The sequence below is a fragment of the Streptomyces sp. NPDC014764 genome (genome assembly GCF_043082785.1).
GTDB lineage: Bacteria > Actinomycetota > Actinomycetes > Streptomycetales > Streptomycetaceae > Streptomyces > Streptomyces althioticus.
The window spans coordinates 272,604-289,812 of sequence record NZ_JBIBXY010000007.1 but is presented as its reverse complement, the minus strand read 5'-3'; the positions used below and the strand labels follow the sequence as shown (position 1 = coordinate 289,812).

The following is a 17,209-nucleotide window of genomic DNA, read 5'->3' as shown; positions in this document are numbered from 1 at the left end:
TTATGGTGGGCGCCCGCACTACTGCGAACGAAACTATGGTGTCCCACCATATGTGCCACTGACCTGCGCATTCCTACGGTGTGGCGACACGCAAACGTCCCCGTCACACCCCAGGAAGTGGTGCCGATGTCGTCACCCGCAGCCGCTCCGCCGGCCCCGGCCCCGAACAACCTCAAGCGCATCGTCGCCGCGTCCCTCATCGGCACCACCATCGAGTGGTACGACTTCTTCCTCTACGGGTCGGCCGCCGCGCTCGTCTTCAACGAGCTGTTCTTCCCGGACTCCGATCCGCTGGTCGGCACGCTGCTGTCGTTCCTGACGTACGCCGTCGGGTTCGCCGCGCGGCCGATCGGCGCGCTGGTGTTCGGGCACTACGGCGACCGGCTCGGGCGCAAGAAGCTGCTGGTGCTGAGCCTGCTGATGATGGGCGGGGCGACCTTCGCCATCGGCCTGATGCCCACGCACGCCACCATCGGCAGCATGGCGCCGATCCTGCTGACCGTGTTGCGGCTGGTGCAGGGCTTCGCGCTCGGCGGGGAGTGGGGCGGCGCCGTGCTGTTGGTGTCCGAGCACGGTGACGCGCGCCGGCGCGGGTTCTGGGCGTCGTGGCCGCAGACCGGCGCACCGGCCGGGCAGCTGCTGGCGACCGGTGTGCTGGCCCTGCTGACCGCCGTGCTGTCGGAGTCGGCGTTCGTCTCCTGGGGCTGGCGGATCCCGTTCCTGCTGTCCGGTGTGCTGGTGATCGTCGGTCTGTGGATCCGCCTCTCCGTCGACGAGTCGCCGGTGTTCAAGGAGGCGCTGAAGCGTGCCGAGGCGCGCAAGGCCGGGAACGCCCCCGCCGAGCGCATGCCGCTCGTCGCCGTGCTCAAGCACCACTGGCGTGACGTGCTGGTGGCGATGGGCGCGCGGATGGCGGAGAACATCAGCTACTACGTGATCACCGCGTTCATCCTCGTGTACGCCACCACCTCGGCCGGGGTGTCCAAGCAGACCGCGCTCAACGCCGTACTCATCGCCTCCGCGCTGCACTTCGCCGTGATCCCCGCGTGGGGCGCGCTGTCCGACCGGTGGGGCCGGCGGCCCGTGTATCTGATCGGCGCGGTCGGCGTCGGCCTGTGGATGTTCCCGTTCTTCGCGCTCATCGACACCGGCGGTTTCGGCGCCCTGCTGCTCGCGGTGACCGTGGGCCTCGTCATGCACGGCGCGATGTACGCGCCGCAGGCGGCCTTCTTCTCCGAGATGTTCGCGACCCGGATGCGCTACTCCGGCGCCTCCATCGGGGCGCAGTTCGCCTCGGTCGCGGCCGGCGCCCCCGCCCCGCTGATCGCCACCGCGCTGCTGTCGGACTACGGCACCTCCACCCCGATCGCCCTCTACGTCATCGCCGCGAGCCTGCTCACGGTCGTCGCGATCCTGGCGGCCAAGGAGACCCGGCACCGGGATCTCACCGACGTGTCCCCCGAGAGGGAGGACGCCGCGAGCACCCCGGTCGCGACCGGGAAGACGGAGGACGCGCGCGCCCTCTGACCTCCGCCCGTACGCCCCGGCCCCCGTGTCTGCCCCGGCGGCGCGGGGGTCAGTGCTGTGCGGGCGGCGGCTGCGTGATGCCGGACAGGCGGTGCAGGCGCAGCGCCAGCTGTATCTCCAGGGCGCGCTGCGGGCTCTGCCAGTCGTCGCCGAGCAGCCGGCCGACGCGGTCGAGGCGCTGCGCCACGGTGTTGACGTGGACGTGCAGTTCGTCCTTGGTGCGGGCCGGGCTCATCCCGCACGCGAAGTAGGCGTCCAGCGTGCGCAGCAGCTCCGTGCCGCGCCGCTCGTCGTACGCCACGACCTTCCCGATGGTGCGGTCGACGAAGCCGGCGATGTCCCGCTCCCCCGCGAGCAGCAGCCCGAGGAACCCGAAGTCCTCGGCGGCGGAGCCGTCGCCCGCGCGGCCGAGCAGCCGCAGGGTGTCGAGGCAGCGCCGGGCCTCCGCGTACGCCGAGGCGACCGTGTCCGGGCGGGCGAGGAGGCGGCCGACCGGGGCGGACGCGCCGACCGTGACCGGTTCGTGCACGGCGGTGCCCAGCTCGCGGGCGGTGCGGCGGGCCAGGTCGGTGGCGGTGTCGCCGGGGCCGAGCGGCAGCAGCAGCACCGTGCCGCCGTCGCGGGCGGCGGCGAGGCCTTGCCGGGTCGCGGCGAGGTGGGAGGCGGCCGCCCACAGGCGTCTGCGGGCGTCGGCCTCCTGGTCCGCGTCGGCGGTGGCGCTCTCCAGGCGGGCGGCGAGCACGGCGTGTGTGGCGTCGAGGTCTGCGCGCAGCCGGGTGGCCCGGTCCCGCAGCAGGCGGGGGTCCCCGTCGCGGGCGTCGAGCAGGTCGTCGAGCAGCTCGCCGCGGACGCGCTGCTCGGCCTCGGCGGCGGAGCGCCGGGCCAGCAGCAGCAGCGAGGTGACCATGGCGGCGCGCTCCAAGGTGCGCTGGTCGACCGGGTCGAGGCCCGGATGGCCGCGCAGCACGAGCGCGCCGAGCAGTTCGTCCCCGGCGGCGACGGCGGCGATCCAGTCGTCCCCGTGCCGCACGGCGTGGCCCTCGGCGCGGGAGGACTCCAGGGCGGAGGCGGGTGCCGCCGGCGCCTCGGTGAACTGGACGGTGCCGTCCAGCACCTCGGAGACGGCGGCGGCCACGTCGTGCACCCCGCCGCCGCGCAGGACCAGCTCGGCGAGCCGGTCGTGGACGTCGGAGGCGCGCTCGATGACGGCGCTGCGGTCCTGGATGATCTCGTTGGCCCGCTCCAGGCCGCTGAGGGCCTCGCGGGTCTCGGCGAGCAGGTTGGCCGTGTCGATGGCGGCCGCGGCGAGCGCCGCGAAGGAGCCGAGCAGGGCGATCTGCTCCCGCTCGAACACCCGGGAGCGGCGGTCGGCGGCGAACAGCACCCCGATGACGTGGTCCCCGAGCGTCAGGGGCACGCCGACGATAGCGACGAGTCCCTCGTCGCGCACCCCGCTGTCGATGGAGTGGGTGTGCTGGAAGCGGTCGTCGCGGAAGTAGTCGTCCGTGACGTACGGCCGGGCGGTCTGGGCGACGAGGCCGCCGAGTCCCTCGCCCATGCCGAGGCGCAGTTGCTGGAAGCGGGCCGCCACCGAGCCCTCGGTGACCCGCATGTAGGTGTCGCGCCGCTCCGGGTCGTTGAGGCTGAGGTAGGCGACGTCCGTGCCGAGCAGGGAGCGGGCACGCTGCACGATCGCCCGCAGCACGGCGTCCAGGTCGCGCAGCCCGGCGAGGTCGTGGGCGGTCTCGAACAGGGCGGACAGCTCGGCCTCCCTGCGGCGGCGCCCCTCGATCTCGGACCGCACGCGCAGGGCGAGGAGCTTGGCCCGCTCCAGGGCCGCGACCCGCTCGGCGGGGCGGCCCTCGGCGCGGGCGAGCAGCACCGGCTGCTCGTAGGCCTCGGCGGGGGCGCCGCGGGCGAGCAGCTCCAGGAACGGCGCCTCCGCGCCGTCGGCTGCGGGCCGGCCGGCGTCTGGGCGGGTCCGGCCCGCGGCGGCGGACCGTTCGGCGGACTGCAGGTGATCGCGGGGCATGGGGCTCAGGATTCCTCATCCGGCGGCCGCCCCGTCAGCCCTGTGGAAAACTCCGCCGGCCGACGGCCGGCACGCGGTCGGTGTCAGGTCTAGTGCGCGGTCCAGCCGCCGTCCAGGACCAGTGAGGTGCCGGTGACGAAGGACGCCTGCGGGCCGCACAGGTAGGCGACGGCCTGGGCGACCTCCTCCGGTTCGATCAGACGCTTGAGCGCGCTGTCCTGGAGCAGCACCTCGGCCACGACACGTTCCTCGGGGATGCCGTGGGCGCGGGCCTGGTCGGTGATCTGCTTCTCGACCAGTGCGGTACGCACATAGCCGGGGTTCACACAGTTGGAGGTGACTCCGTGGGACGCGCCCTCCAGGGCGGTGGTCTTGGACAGCCCTTCCAGGCCGTGCTTGGCGGCCACGTACGCGGACTTGTAGGCGGAGGCGCGCAGCCCGTGCACGGAGGAGATGTTGACGACGCGGCCCCAGCCCTGCCCGTACATGTGGGGCAGGGCGCCCCGGATGAGACGGAAAGGAGCCTCCAGCATCACGGTGAGGACCGTGTGGAAAACGTCCGGCGGGAACTCCTCGATGGGCCGCACCAGCTGGAGTCCCGCGTTGTTGACCAGGACGTCCGTCCCGGCGGCGGCGGCCTCGGCGGCGTCCAGGTCGGTGAGGTCCAGGACGAGCGGTTCGACGGCGCCGCCGAGGTCCGCGGCCGCCGCGACGAGCGCCTCCAGCCCTTCGGCGTCCCGGTCGACGGCTCTGACCTTGGCGCCGGCGGCCGCGAGGCGCAGCGCGCAGGCGCGGCCGATGCCGCCTGCGGCGCCGGTGACGAGCGCGGTACGGCCGCCGAGGTCGAGGAGGGTGTCGTGGGGAGCCGGGAGGGCACTGGGCGCGGTCATGGGGTCGACCCTAGGCAGCACGCCCCGGACGCCCCATGTGGTCGCGCCCCACAGTTCAGCGTTCTCCAGTGGGGTCAAGCCATGTGGGTGCGGGCTCGAACCACGTGGGTGCGTCGGCGAGGGCCTGCTTGATGCGGAAGCTCGCGAAGTCGTTCAGCTCGGGCAGCGCGTCCACCGCGAACCAGGCGACGTCCAGGGACTCGTCGTCGTTCACCCGCGCCTCGCCGCCGAGGGCGCGGCAGCGGAAGGTGATGTCCATGTACTGGCAGGTGTCGCCGTTGCCGTACGTCACCGGCTGCAGGGCCTGCACCAGCACCACCCGCTCCACCGCGCAGCGTACGGCGGTCTCCTCCTCGACCTCCCGCACGGCGCAGGCCGCGGGCTGCTCCCCCGGGTCGGGGATGCCGCCGATCACCGACCACTTGCGGGTGTCCGCCCGGCGGTTGAGCAGCACGCGGCCCTCGTCGTCGAAGACGAGGGCCGTGACGCCGGGCAGCCACAGCAGCTGATGGCCGGCCGAGGCGCGCAGGGTGCGGATGAAGTCAGGAGTAGCCATGCCCCGACCCTAACCGGCGCCCGAGGGCGCATCCGGGCACGTCGGGGGCGTTCCCGCGCTGTTCGCCGGTCCGCCGGCCGATACTGCTCGCCGGTCCGCCGGCCCTTACTGCTCGCCGGTCCGCCGGGCGCGTGCCGCGGTGGCCACGCCCCAGCCGAGTCCGCCCGCGGCGAGGAGGACGAGGAGGCCCTCCGGGAGGGTGCCGAGGCGGGTGGCGGGGGTCTGCGAGGTGCGCAGCGGCACCTCCTGCACCAGGTGGTCGGCGACGAACATGCCGGTCCTCTGCGTGATCCGCCCGTCCGGCATGATGACGGCGCTGACGCCGCTGGTGACCGGCACGGTGACCGCGCGGCTGTGCTCGACGGCGCGGACCCGGGACATGGCGAGCTGCTGGTAGGTCATCTCGCTGCGGCCGAAGGTCGCGTTGTTGCTGGGCACGGAGATCATCTTCGCGCCGTCGGTGACGGTGTCGCGCACGGCCCAGTCGAAGGCGGCCTCGTAGCAGGTGACCAGGCCGACGGCGGCGCCGTCCCGGTCGAACACGCCCGGCTCGGAGCCGCGGCTGAAGTCCCGGCGGACCATCGAGGTCCACTCCCCGTTGATCGCGCCGACCAGGGAGCGCAGCGGGAGGTACTCGCCGAACGGCTGGATCTGCCGCTTGTCGTAGATGTCCACGGGGCCCTTCACCGGGTCCCAGAGGATCTGCTCGTTGAGCAGCTTCCCGTCCCGGGAGACGACGGCGCCGACCGAGATCGGCGCGCCGACGGCCTTCGCGGCGCGGTCGACGATCTCGCGCGCGTCGTCGTTGGCGAAGGGGTCGATGTCGGAGGAGTTCTCCGGCCACAGCACGATGTCCGGCCGCTCGGTGCGGCCCGCGGCGACCTCGGCGGCCAGCCGCTCCGTCTCGCGCGCGTGGTGGTCGAGGACGGCCCGGCGCTGGGAGTTGAAGTCGAGGCCGAGACGGGGCACGTTGCCCTGGATCACCGCGACGGTGACCGTGCCGTCCTCGGCCTTGTCACTGACGAGGGTGCGCGCCGCGAACGCCCCGGCCAGCGGCACGGCGACGCTCAGCACGCCGACGACCGCGGCGGCCTTGTGCAGGCCTCCGGTGCGCCGCGCCCGCACGGAGAGCCGCACCACCTCGTACAGACCGAAGCCGCACAGCACCACGGCGAACCCGAGCACCGGGGTGCCGCCGAGCGCGGCGAGCGGCAGGAACACGCCGTCCGCCTGACCGAACGCGATCTTGCCCCAGGGGAAGCCGCTGAAGGGCACGCGCGCGCGTGCCGCCTCGCCGGCGATCCACAGCGCCGCCGCCCACAGCGGCCATCCGGGCAGCCGCGACACCACGGTGATCCCCGCGCCGACCAGAGCGACGTACACCGCCTCGATCACCACCAGCGCGAGCCACGGGCCGGGGCCGACCTCCACGCCGGTCCACACCAGCAGGGGCAGCAGGAAGCCGAGGCCGAAGAGATAGCCGAGGCCCAGGCCCGCCTTCCAGCTCCGGCCGCGCAGCAACCATCCGAGGACGGCGAAGGCGGGCAGGGCCAGCCACCACAGGGTGCGCGGCGGGAAGCTGACGTAGAGGAGGAGGCCCGCAAACGCGGCGGCGCCGGCCGGGAGGAGGCGCGCGCGCCACTTCTGCCAGGCCGAGGGCGTGGTCCGCGGCGGCATGGGGTCCGACGCGCCGACGGAGGTTGCTGTGACGGTCACCCGGGGAGTCTACGGCGCGTGACCTGGGGCCGGACAGCACGGCCGGAGGGCGACGGGGAGGCGGAACGGTGCGCGGTTCCGGCGTCCGTCACCGTTTCCCCGCGAGTCGTCACCAGGCGTCCCCAAACGGGCGACCAGCCGTTACCGTGTGCCGGTGCCTTGTCCGCGCGGCCCGACGGGGGGTCCGCGGGCGGGGACCGTCACAGGGGACGGGGGCACGACGTGGGCGGGGTGCGGGGTGGGTTCAGGTACGACGGACAGGGCGTCCGCCGACACGGACGGCGAGAGACGGACGGGGCCGGACGCGGCGGGTGTGGTGGTGCTGGGCGCGTGTGCGGCCTGGCCCGTGATCACAGCGGCGGCCCGTGACGGCCGTCCGGAGGGGATGCTGCTCGCGGTGCTGGCCGTGGCCGCGGGGTACGCGGCGGGCCGCATCGGCGGGGCGCTGCTGCCGGTGGCCGCGCCTTGCGCGGGCGCGCTGGCCGGGATCGGGCTCACGGCGTGGGTCCCCCATCTGGCGCCGGGCCCGCAGATCACCGCACCGCTCGGACACGCCGGGGCGACGACCGCCATGGTGGTCCTGTCGGCGGGGGCCGCCTCCTGCGCGGCCTGGGCGGCGTCCGGGCCGGTTGTCCGGTCGGCGATGCGGCTGCTCGCGGCGGGCATCGCGGTGACGGCGGCGGTGCTGGGTTCGGTCACGGGGTGTGTGGCCGCGGTGGTGCTGCTGGCGGTCTCGCTGGCAGCGGGCCGAACACGGCGCCGAGGTGCCGCCCTCGCCGGGCTGGGCGTGATCACCGCCGGGGCGGCCGGGCTGACCTGGGCCGTCGCCGGGAGCGCGGTGCCGGAAGGGTTCGCCGCGTCGCTGGAGGGGCGGCTCACCCCGCACCGGGTGGCGTTGTGGCACGACGCGCTCCACCTGGCGCGCACGCACGCGGGCCTGGGCGTCGGGCCGGGACGCTTCGGCGAGCTGAGCGCCGCGTCCCTCGGGTCGCCGCTGTCCGACGGCAAGCCGCACTCCGCTCCGCTCCAGCTCGCGGCGGAGCAAGGCGTGGTCGGGGTACTGCTGCTGACGGCGGCGTTCGGCTGGCTGCTGTACGCCCTGTGGCGCAGCCCGCGCCCGACGCCCGTGGTGCTGACGGCGGGCACCGCCCTGACCGCGCTGGCGGCCGTCGCCACGGTGGGCAACGCGCTCAGCTTCACGGCGGTGGCGGTCGGCACGGGCTACCTCGCGGGCCTCGCCACGTCCCGCCCCTTCGCCCTGGACACGGCCCGCCGGGCGGGGGAGGTACGGGGAGGGGCCGTGCGGTGAGGGGCCGCTCGTGACCACCTCACGAGCGGCACGACGGCCGGCGGCCCCGTGCTCCACGGCCGTCGGCCCCGTTCACGGCAGCCGGGAGCCGGGACAGAGGGGCCACGTCCCCGAAGGCCGCCCTGCCCCGGTCGGCGGCCACGGTGCCGCCACGTGAACGTGCCGCGCCATTGACTGACGGCCGGTGACTGACGGCCGGTCTCTTCCCTGGCACCGTCTTGGCTGCCTTCCGGTGGCCGGCCCCCGCTGCTGCGAGGCGCCCGGGACGCGCGTAGGACGATCGGCGCCGCGTCCCACAGCCCGTGGGCGGCTCCCGCTCGACCTGGTGACGGGGCGCCGTTGCCCGGAAGCGCGGCCGCTCACACCTTGTCCGGCCTCCTCAGCCGTAGCCGGTCGCGGATGACGCGGACCGCCGCCTCCGCGTCGTCCACCGTCACCGTGAAGGTGTGGCCGTCGGCGAGACGGAGGACCACGCCCTCGCCGCGGCGGACGACGACCGCCGTGCCCTTCTCGGGGCGCCAGCGGTAGCCCCAGCCGCCCCAGTGGCGGGGCGTGACGTGCGGGGCGAAGTCGGCGCCGGTGACGTGGGACAGCGGGATACGGCGGCGCGGGACGCCGATGTGGCCGCAGCGCACCTCGAGATGGTCTTCGTCGACCCGCAGCGCGACGTGCACGAAGGCGAGGGTGCCGAAGAGCACCAGGAGTCCGGCCGCGATGCAGCCGACGACGGCCATGGCGAGCGGCGCGACCCCGGACGTCCATGCGGAGTCCACGGCCAGGGCGATGCCGAGCGCCATGCAGGCGGCGCCGATCAGCGCCAGCAGCCACTGGAAGCGGGCGGTGGCGCGACCGGTCCAGACCTCGGAGTACGGGCCGTGCTCGCCGGAGCGGTGGTCCCTCATGCCTCGAGGTTACTCAGGATCCGCTCCGGGGGTACGGCCTCGCGGGGCGTTACTGAGCCGTCCGGGCGGGGACGGTCTCCTGGAGCAGTCCGCCCTCCGGGTAGGTGAGGGCGGCGTCGGGCAGCGCGCCGGGGCGTCCGCTGAGCAGCACGGTGAGCGTGCCGGTGGCGGGGGCGTCGGGGGCGGGCTGCTCGCCGAGCCGCCGAAGGGCCTGGGCGGCCACCGCGCCGGCCGAGCCGTGCAGGGCGAGCGGCTGCGGTCCGGGACTGGGCACGGCGGCCCGGATGCGGTCGGCGACCAGCTCGTAGTGGGTGCAGCCGAGGACGACGGTGGTCACGTCGTCCGGGGTGAGCGCGGCGGCCGCGGCGACGGCCTCGTCGATCGCCGTGTCGTCCGCGCGCTCCACGGCCTCGGCAAGACCCCAGCAGGGCACCTCGGTGACGGTGACACCCGCGGCGAACCGCTTGATCAGGTCGCTCTGGTAGGGGCTGCCCGTGGTGGCGGGGGTGGCCCAGATGGCGAGCGGGCCGCCGCCGGCCGCGGCCGGCTTGATGGCGGGGACGGTGCCGACGACCGGCAGGTCGGGTTCGTGGCGACCGCGCAGGGCGGTCAGGGCGTGCACGGTGGCGGTGTTGCAGCCGACGATCAGGGCGTCGGGCCGGTGCACGGCGGCCGCCTCGGCGACGGCCAGGGCACGCCGGGTGAGGTCGACGGGCGTCCTCGGTCCCCAGGGCATGCCGTCGGGGTCGAGGGAGAGCACCAGATCGGCGTCGGGGCGCAGTCGCCGTACCGCGGCGGTGGCCGCCAGCAGTCCGATTCCGGAGTCCATGAGCGCGATCTTCACCCGGCCACGATAGACGATGAGCCGCTGCGGGGCCGTGCCGTGGGGCAGACTGCGCACGTGAGCGCCGTCGTGTGGAGTGCCGCCGTGTCCCTCGCCGCCTGGCTGTGGCTGTTGCTGTTCCAGGGGTGGTTCTGGCGCACGGACGTACGGCTTCCGGCGTCGCGCGATCCGGACGGGTGGCCGGACGTGTGCGTGGTGGTGCCCGCGCGGGACGAGGCGGCCGTGCTGCCGGCGAGCCTGCCGTCGCTGCTCGCCCAGGACTACCCGGGCCGGGCGGAGATCTTCCTGGTCGACGACGGCAGCACGGACGGCACCGGGGACCTGGCCCGGGAGCTGGCGCGGCGGCTGGGCGGGCTCGAGCTCACCGTGGTGACGCCCGGCGAACCGCCGTCCGGGTGGACCGGCAAGCTGTGGGCGGTGCAGCGCGGCATGGAGCTGGCACGCGCCCGGGACCCCGAGTACCTGCTGCTGACGGACGCCGACATCGCGCACGCCCCGGACAGTCTGCGGCGGCTGGTGACAGCGGCCGGGACCGGTGGTTTCGACCTCGTGTCGCAGATGGCGCGGCTGCGGGTGGAGAGCCTGTGGGAGCGGCTGGTCGTGCCGGCGTTCGTGTACTTCTTCGCGCAGCTCTACCCGTTCCGCAGGATCGCCCGGCCGGGTTCGCGGACGGCCGCCGCGGCGGGCGGGTGTGTGCTGCTGCGCCCCGACGCCGCCGCGCGGGCGCGGATCCCGGACGCCGTGCGGCACGCCGTGATCGACGACGTGGCCGTGGCCCGCGCGGTCAAGCGCAGCGGAGGGCGCGTGTGGCTGGGGCTCGCTGACGGCGTGGACAGCGTGCGCCCCTATCCGCGGCTGCGCGATCTGTGGCGCATGGTGTCGCGGAGCGCGTACGCGCAGCTGCGGCACAACCCGCTGCTGCTGGCGGGGACCGTCGCCGGTCTGGTGCTGGTGTATCTGGTGCCGCCGGCCGCGGTGGCCGTGGGGGCGGCGGCGGGGAGCGTGCCGTGCGCGCTGCTGGGTGCGGCGGCGTGGCTGGTGATGACGGGGACGTACGTCCCGATGGTGCGGTACTTCCGGCAGCCGCTGTGGCTCGCGCCGCTGCTGCCGGTGACCGCGTTCCTCTATCTGCTGATGACGGTGGACTCGGCGGTGCAGCACCACCGCGGGCGTGGTGCCGCCTGGAAGGGCCGCACCTACGCCCGTCCGGCGACCGCCGCCGACGAGGCCTGACCGGCCGTCACTTGCGGCCGGGCGTCCAGTTCATGCCCCAGCCGTAGGCGTGGTCGACGGTGCGCTGCGGGCTGACACCGCGCTCCGGGACCAGGTAGCGGGCCTCGCGCTGGACGACCAGGTCGCCGCCGTTGTTGGTGATGAGGGCGAGCGCGCACACCGTGGAGGGGACGGTGCACTCGTCGAGGGAGAAGTCGATGGGCGCGCCGTGCTGCGGGCGGAGGGTGACCGTGGCGTGCAGGTCGGCGAAGGAACGGGCGCCTTCGTAGATGGTGACGAAGACGAGGATGCGCCGGAACTGGTGCTTGTGGTCGAGGTTGACGGTGAGGTTCTCACCGCTCGAGGACGCGCCGGTGCGGTCGTCGCCGTCGAGGTGGACGAACGGCGGCTGGTGCAGCGAGCCGAAGGCGTTGCCCAGGGCCTGGACGACGCCCTTCCTGCCGTCGGTGAGCTCCCACAGGGCGCACAGGTCGAGGTCGAGGTCGGCGTGCATGGCGACCGGGCGGCCCAGCTTGGCGGCCCAGCCGGAGAACTGCTTGCGGACCTCCCAGTTGAGGTTGACGTGCAGGGAGCCCGAGGTGCCGCCCTGCTTGGTCAGCGACACGGAGGGCGCCGCCTTGGTGAGCGTCACCTTGGTGAGCCGGACGGGTGCCGGGGGTGCGGCGGGCGGGGGCGGCGGCTGCGGGACGGTGACCGGAGGCGCGACCGGCGGGGCGGCCGGGGCCGGGGGCGCCACGGGTGCCGCGGGCGCGGCGGGTGGTGCGGCGTGCTGCGGTTCGTCCACGGTGATGCCGTAGTCGGTGGCGAGGCCTTCGAGCCCGCTGCTGTAGCCCTGTCCGACGGCGCGGAACTTCCAGGCGCCCTGGCGGCGGTAGAACTCGCCGAGCACGAAGGCGGTCTCGGTGGTGGCGCCGGTGCTGTCGAAGCGTGCGGCCACGGTGCCGTTCGCGGCGTCCTTCACCTCGATGGAGAGGTCCGGGACCCGGCCGAAGGTGCCGCCGTCGCTGGACGCGGCCAGGATGACGGTCTCGATGCCGGGCTCCACGCGCGTGAGGTCGACGAGCAGGGTGTCGGTGACCCGGCCCCCGTCCTGCCGCTTGCCCTCGTGGCGTACCGCGCCGGAGGCGTGGGCGGGCTGGTTGTAGAAGACGAAGTCGGCGTCGGAGCGGACCTTGCCTCCGGTCAGCAGCAGCGCCGAGGCGTCCGCGTCGGGCACGCCGGGGCCTGAGCGCCAGCCCACGTCGACCCGCAGTGCCGTGGCCGGCACCGGTGTGTTCGATCCCTTCGGCATGGACATGTCCCAGCCCCCATCACAGGTCGCCGCGCCGGGCGAGCCCCGGCGTCCCTCGGTGTGCGTCCGCCCAACCTAATCCCCCGCTAGCGGGGCGCCCACGCCCGCGGGCGCGAACCACCCGCCGACCCACCTGCGACCGCCGGTAACAGCCTCGGAACTCGGCCTTTACACGAAATCTGCGCGACAGTACGCCCGTTTTCCGTAAGTTCGCTCGTATTGGGGATCGCCAGTCACCCAGGGCGCGGAAAACAACCCTCTTATCGGTCTCCCCAACCAGCACATCGTGGGCTTAACTTATGTGCCATGACCTCCCCCCGCTCCATGTATGGCGGCGGATACTCCTCCGCTGCCTTCCCGGACACTCCGATCTACGACTCGCTCGTGGCCGAGCGGGGCACCCCGCAGATCGCCCCGATCCGGGTCCCCGCCGCGTACGAGGCGCCGGCCAGTCACCTGCCCGCGCTTCCCTCGGCGTTGCCGGCCCTTCCGGCGGCACCGTCCCAGCCGTCCTACGGCTATCCCCAGCCCGCCACGCCGCAGCCCGCCCCGCTCCAGCAGGCGCACACGGCGTACATCCCGCAGCAGGCCACCGCGCCGCGCGGCTACCCCGGCCCCCAGCCGCAGCCGCCGCGCCAGCCGCAGCCCGCAGGGTACGAGGCGATGCGCCCCGCGGCCGCCCCGCGCCCGGCGCCCGCGCCGTACCAGGACCCCTACAACAACCAGCAGTACCGGGGGTACTGAGCGGGCCGAGCCGCGCCGAAAGGGCCCGGTGCCGTCGTCCGGTGATGGCACGATGGGCCCATGGGGAACGCTCGTGTGCGCTCGATCCACGTTCATCCGGTCAAGGCCTTCCGGAGCCTGCCGCTCCGGGAGGTCGTCGTGGAGCGCTGGGGTCCGGCCGGTGACCGGCGCTGGACGCTGATCGACGACGGGGGAAAGGTCGTCACGCAGCGCCGCCACCCGCGCCTGGCCCTCGCCGCCGCCGAGCCGCTGCCCGGCGGCGGCGTCGTGCTGTCCGCGCCCGGCCGCGACCCGGTCACCGTGCCCGTGCCTGCGCGGGGCGCGACCGTCCCGGCGGACGTCTTCGGCGACAAGGTGGAGGTCGTCCCCGCCGAGGACCCGGCCGTGCACGAGTGGTGCAGCGACTTCCTGGACACACCGGTGCGGCTCGTGCACCTCGACGACCCGGCCGTACGGCGGCCGGTCGACCCCGCGTACGCGCTGCCCGGTGAGACGGTCACGTTCGCCGACGGATACCCGCTGCTGCTCACCACGACCGCCTCCCTGGACCGGCTCAACTCCCTGGTCGCGCAGGGCGAGCACGCACACGAGGGCCCGCTGCCGATGAGCCGGTTCCGGCCCAACGTGGTGATCGAGGGGACGGAGCCGTGGGCGGAGGACGGCTGGACGCGCGTCACCATCGGCGGGATGACGTTCCGGGTCCCCAAGCCGAGCGGACGGTGCGTGGTCACCACCACCGACCAGGACACCGCCCGGCGCGGACGCGAACCGCTGCACACCCTGGGCCGACACCGGTCCGTCGGCGGCCGCCTCCTCTTCGGCGTGAACCTGGTGCCCCTCTCCCCCGGCACCCTCCGCGTCGGCGACCCGCTGGAGGTCATGGCCTGACGGGCGCTCGGACGCACGGCCGCGCGACGCGGGAACCCGCGCCCGCTCCGGCGCGTTGGGCAGCGTGACGGCTCGGTGTGGGAACCGGGGAGGGGGTGCGTGCCGTGCGGGCGGTCAGCGGACTCTGGCGCTGGCGGCGCAACCCGCTGCGCCGCGTCACCGACCTCGCGGAGGCCTGGCTCGCGCTCACCGCGCTCCTGCTGGTCACGCTCGCCGCGCCGCTGATCGGCATCCTGACCGCAAGCGCCGCGCACGCCTCGCTGCAGCGGTCGGTCAACGCCCAGCAGCAGTCCCGCCACCAGGTCACGGCCACGGTGGTGCGCGAGCTGGCCCCGGCCCCGGCGACCACGGACCCGGAACTGCTGGGCGGGGACCCGAGTTCCCGCGTCCTGGCCCGCTGGACCGCCCCGGACGGATCCGGGCGTCGGGAGGCCGTGCAGGCACGCCTGCCGGACCCCCGGCCGGGCGACACGTTCCGCATATGGACCGACGGACGCGGGGACCGGGTCGCGCGCCCGATGGAACCGGGCGCCGCGACGGTGCACGCGGTGCTCGCGGGCGCGGGGGCCGCGCTGCTGGCCGCCGGACTGTTCGAGGGCGGCCGGCGCACAGTGCTGCGGCGGATGCTCCGCGGCCGGTACGCCCGCTGGGACCGGGAGTGGGACCGCGTGGGCCCGGACTGGGGCAGGGCGGGCGCCGACAGCTGACGGCGTTCCGCCTCTGGTCAACTCGCCGCCCCCGCGCACGCTACGGTGGTCCGGCCGAACCGATCGGCAGCGACCCGGGCGGGAACGGTCCACAGGTACGACGAGGTGGGGGCACGGCAACACCATGGCACAGGGCACGGTCCAGGTGACGCACACCGGCACATCGAGGTGGCGCCGCCGCACGGGTGAGTACCCATCGCTCGCCGCCGCCCTGGAGGCCGCGGGCGAGGGCGACGTGCTCACCGTCGCTCCCGGCACCTACCGGGAGAACCTCGTCGTGCGGCGGGCGGTGACCCTGCGCGGGCCCGAAGGGTCACCCGGCTCGGTGCGCATCGCGCCGCCGGACGGGGTGCCGCTCACCGTGCGTGCCTCCGCGGTGTTGCAGGACCTGCACGTGGAGGGACAGGACGCGACCGCCCCCGCCGTGCTCGTGGAGGAGGGCACCCCCGAACTGCGGGACATCCGCGTGGTCAGCCGGTCCGCGGCGGGCATCGAGGTGCGCGGCGCCGCCCGGCCAACGGTGCGCCGCTGCACGGTCGACAACCCTGCGGGCGCCGGCATCGCCGTGGTCGACGGCGGGGGCGGGGTGTTCGAGGAGTGCGAGGTCGTCGCCGCCGGACAGGCGGGCGTCGCCGTGCGCGGCGGGGGCCACCCCCGGCTGGAGCGCTGCAAGGTGCACCACGCCTCCGGCTCCGGCCTGACCGCCACCGGGGAGAACTCGGCGCTGGAGGCCGTCGGCTGCGAGGTGTACGAGGTGCGCGGCAGCGGGGTGCAGGTGACCGGCCGGGCCACCGCCCACCTCACCGACTGCGATGTGCACCGCACCACCGGGGACGGTGTCACGCTCGACACGGACGCCGTGCTGACGCTGTCCGACTGCCGCATCCACGACATCCCGGAGAACGCGGTCGACCTGCGCTCCCGCTCGGTGCTCACCCTGACCCGCACCACGGTGCGTCAGTTCGGCCGCAACGGCCTGTCGGTGTGGGACCCGGGCACGCGGGTGGACGCCAACCAGTGCGAGATCTTCGACAGCACCGGCGACTACCCGGCGGTGTGGGTGAGCGACGGCGCGACCGCCGTCCTGGACTCCTGCCGGGTGCACGACGTGCCGGACGCGCTGTTCGTGCTGGACCGCGGCTCGCGCGCGGACGTCGTCGACAGCGACCTCTCCCAGGTGCGGAACACGGCGGTGTCGGTGAGCGACGGCGCGACCGCCCAGCTCGACGACTGCCGCATCCGGGAGGCGGCCACGGGCGCCTGGTTCCGCGACCACGGCAGCGGCGGCACCCTCAGCAACTGCACCCTGGACGGCACCCAGACCGGCGTCATCGTCACCAAGGGCGCAGACCCGGCCGTCCAGCGCTGCACGGTCGACTCCCCCTCCGAGGCGGGCGTGTACGTGTCCGCGGGCGGCCGCGGCACCTTCGAGCACTGCCGGGTCACCGGCAGCGGCGGCTACGGCTTCCACGTCATCGACGGCAGCCGTACGACGCTGCGCAAGTGCCGCACGGAGCGCTGTGCGCGCGGGGGTTACGAGTTCGCCGAGGGCGCCGACGGCGCGTCCGGCTCGGGCGGCCCGGTCGTCGAGGACTGCACCAGCGACGAGTCCGGCAGCCTCCGCGCCGAACCGCCCGCGCCCGAACCGGCGCTGCAGACCACCGGCCGCACCACGGGCCTGCTGGGCACGGTCCCCTCCCCCGCCGGCGCCCCCGCCCCACCCGCTCCCGCCGCCGTGCCGGAACCGCGGCGCGGGACGCGCACCTCCAAGGACGTCCTCGGCGAACTCGACGCCCTGGTCGGCCTGGAGAGCGTCAAGCGCGAGGTACGGGCCCTCACCGACATGATCGAGGTGGGCCGGCGCCGGCAGCAGGCCGGGCTGAAGGCCGCGTCCGTCAAGCGGCACCTGGTGTTCACCGGCTCCCCCGGCACCGGCAAGACCACCGTGGCGCGCCTGTACGGCGAGATCCTCGCCTCGCTGGGAGTGCTGGAGCAGGGCCACCTGGTCGAGGTGTCCAGAGTGGACCTGGTCGGCGAGCACATCGGCTCGACGGCGATCCGCACCCAGGAGGCTTTCGAGAAGGCGCGCGGCGGGGTGCTGTTCATCGACGAGGCGTACGCGCTGTCGCCGGAGGACGCGGGCCGTGACTTCGGCAAGGAGGCCATCGACACGCTGGTGAAGCTGATGGAGGACCAGCGGGACGCGGTGGTGGTCATCGTGGCCGGCTACACGGCCGAGATGGAGCGCTTCCTGTCGGTCAACCCCGGTGTGGCGTCCCGCTTCTCGCGCACCATCACGTTCGGCGACTACGGTCCGGAGGAGCTTCTGCGCATCGTGGAGCAGCAGGCCGAGGAGCACGAGTACCGGCTGGCCCCGGGCGCCGCGGAGGCGCTGCTGAAGTACTTCACCGACATCCCCAAGGGACCCGCGTTCGGCAACGGGCGCACGGCGCGGCAGACGTTCGAGGCGATGGTGGAGAGGCACGCGAGCCGGGTCGCCCAGCTCGACGAGCCCACCACCGACGACCTGACGCTGCTGTACGCGGAGGACCTGCCCGCGCTGCACTGAG

Annotated in this window: 14 protein-coding genes; 7 read left to right on the top strand and 7 right to left on the bottom strand. The window is 74.6% G+C overall.

Annotated features, from left to right (window positions below; genetic code table 11):
• Positions 1–126 precede the first annotated feature (126 nt).
• Complete coding sequence (locus ACF1AG_RS20085; protein WP_387797044.1) at positions 127–1,527, top strand: MFS transporter; 1,401 nt, start codon at positions 127–129, stop codon at positions 1,525–1,527.
• 49 nt (positions 1,528–1,576) lie between these two features.
• Here ACF1AG_RS20085 and ACF1AG_RS20080 read toward each other — a convergent pair whose 3' ends face one another.
• From ACF1AG_RS20080 to lnt, 4 genes are all read right to left on the bottom strand, one after another.
• A complete protein-coding gene (locus ACF1AG_RS20080) occupies positions 1,577–3,559 on the bottom strand; it encodes a helix-turn-helix domain-containing protein (RefSeq protein ID WP_391810129.1) in 1,983 nt (660 codons plus the stop codon).
• 89 nt (positions 3,560–3,648) lie between these two features.
• Positions 3,649–4,449 (bottom strand): 3-hydroxybutyrate dehydrogenase, encoded by an 801-nt coding sequence (locus ACF1AG_RS20075; RefSeq protein WP_359744753.1) that lies wholly within the window; start codon positions 4,447–4,449, stop codon positions 3,649–3,651.
• A gap of 55 nt (positions 4,450–4,504) precedes the next feature.
• Positions 4,505–5,005, bottom strand: coding sequence for an NUDIX domain-containing protein (locus ACF1AG_RS20070; protein WP_359605283.1), 501 nt, complete (start codon positions 5,003–5,005; stop codon positions 4,505–4,507).
• A gap of 105 nt (positions 5,006–5,110) precedes the next feature.
• On the bottom strand, positions 5,111–6,721 hold the full coding sequence (lnt, locus tag ACF1AG_RS20065; RefSeq protein WP_391810128.1) for an apolipoprotein N-acyltransferase: 1,611 nt from the start codon (positions 6,719–6,721) through the stop codon (positions 5,111–5,113).
• A 313-nt stretch (positions 6,722–7,034) separates the two neighbouring features.
• Between lnt and ACF1AG_RS20060 the strand changes: the two genes are divergently transcribed.
• Complete coding sequence (locus tag ACF1AG_RS20060; RefSeq protein WP_359605289.1) at positions 7,035–8,030, top strand: O-antigen ligase family protein; 996 nt, start codon at positions 7,035–7,037, stop codon at positions 8,028–8,030.
• A 359-nt stretch (positions 8,031–8,389) separates the two neighbouring features.
• On the opposite strand, the gene ACF1AG_RS20055 is transcribed toward ACF1AG_RS20060, so the two are convergent.
• Positions 8,390–8,932, bottom strand: a complete 543-nt coding sequence (locus tag ACF1AG_RS20055) for a hypothetical protein (RefSeq protein ID WP_359605279.1) — start codon at positions 8,930–8,932, stop codon at positions 8,390–8,392.
• 49 nt (positions 8,933–8,981) lie between these two features.
• Positions 8,982–9,776, bottom strand: coding sequence for a glutamate racemase (locus ACF1AG_RS20050; RefSeq protein WP_387797244.1), 795 nt, complete (start codon positions 9,774–9,776; stop codon positions 8,982–8,984).
• Positions 9,777–9,815: 39 nt separating this feature from the next.
• Here ACF1AG_RS20050 and ACF1AG_RS20045 point away from each other — a divergent pair, with 39 nt between their 5' ends.
• Positions 9,816–11,009 (top strand): glycosyltransferase, encoded by a 1,194-nt coding sequence (locus tag ACF1AG_RS20045; RefSeq protein ID WP_391810127.1) that lies wholly within the window; start codon positions 9,816–9,818, stop codon positions 11,007–11,009.
• A 7-nt stretch (positions 11,010–11,016) separates the two neighbouring features.
• Here the strand turns inward: ACF1AG_RS20045 and ACF1AG_RS20040 are convergent, their stop codons facing one another.
• The gene (locus ACF1AG_RS20040) at positions 11,017–12,300 is read right to left on the bottom strand and encodes a TerD family protein (protein WP_391810184.1); all 1,284 of its coding nucleotides are present in this window, start codon (positions 12,298–12,300) and stop codon (positions 11,017–11,019) included.
• Positions 12,301–12,606: 306 nt separating this feature from the next.
• On the opposite strand from ACF1AG_RS20040, the gene ACF1AG_RS20035 reads away from it, so the two are divergent.
• The 4 genes from ACF1AG_RS20035 to ACF1AG_RS20020 all read left to right on the top strand — a co-directional run bounded on the left by ACF1AG_RS20035 (position 12,607) and on the right by ACF1AG_RS20020 (position 17,208).
• On the top strand, positions 12,607–13,044 hold the full coding sequence (locus tag ACF1AG_RS20035) for a DUF6643 family protein (protein WP_033277684.1): 438 nt from the start codon (positions 12,607–12,609) through the stop codon (positions 13,042–13,044).
• A 60-nt stretch (positions 13,045–13,104) separates the two neighbouring features.
• On the top strand, positions 13,105–13,932 hold the full coding sequence (locus ACF1AG_RS20030; RefSeq protein WP_359605273.1) for an MOSC N-terminal beta barrel domain-containing protein: 828 nt from the start codon (positions 13,105–13,107) through the stop codon (positions 13,930–13,932).
• 95 nt (positions 13,933–14,027) lie between these two features.
• A complete protein-coding gene (locus tag ACF1AG_RS20025) occupies positions 14,028–14,639 on the top strand; it encodes a hypothetical protein (protein ID WP_359605271.1) in 612 nt (203 codons plus the stop codon).
• A gap of 124 nt (positions 14,640–14,763) precedes the next feature.
• Positions 14,764–17,208 (top strand): right-handed parallel beta-helix repeat-containing protein, encoded by a 2,445-nt coding sequence (locus tag ACF1AG_RS20020; RefSeq protein WP_391810126.1) that lies wholly within the window; start codon positions 14,764–14,766, stop codon positions 17,206–17,208.
• The last annotated feature ends 1 nt before the right edge of the window (position 17,209 follow it).

Bases quoted from the DNA above. Each gene is read 5' to 3' on its own strand.
- ACF1AG_RS20020 (WP_391810126.1), top strand. From the start codon at position 14,764: ATGGCACAGGGCACGGTCCAGGTGACGCACACCGGCACATCGAGGTGG.
- ACF1AG_RS20040 (WP_391810184.1), bottom strand. From the start codon at position 12,300: ATGCCGAAGGGATCGAACACACCGGTGCCGGCCACGGCACTGCGGGTC.
- ACF1AG_RS20075 (WP_359744753.1), bottom strand. From the start codon at position 4,449: ATGACCGCGCCCAGTGCCCTCCCGGCTCCCCACGACACCCTCCTCGAC.
- ACF1AG_RS20070 (WP_359605283.1), bottom strand. From the start codon at position 5,005: ATGGCTACTCCTGACTTCATCCGCACCCTGCGCGCCTCGGCCGGCCAT.
- ACF1AG_RS20035 (WP_033277684.1), top strand. From the start codon at position 12,607: ATGACCTCCCCCCGCTCCATGTATGGCGGCGGATACTCCTCCGCTGCC.
- ACF1AG_RS20055 (WP_359605279.1), bottom strand. From the start codon at position 8,932: ATGAGGGACCACCGCTCCGGCGAGCACGGCCCGTACTCCGAGGTCTGG.
- ACF1AG_RS20030 (WP_359605273.1), top strand. From the start codon at position 13,105: ATGGGGAACGCTCGTGTGCGCTCGATCCACGTTCATCCGGTCAAGGCC.
- ACF1AG_RS20080 (WP_391810129.1), bottom strand. From the start codon at position 3,559: ATGCCCCGCGATCACCTGCAGTCCGCCGAACGGTCCGCCGCCGCGGGC.
- ACF1AG_RS20085 (WP_387797044.1), top strand. From the start codon at position 127: ATGTCGTCACCCGCAGCCGCTCCGCCGGCCCCGGCCCCGAACAACCTC.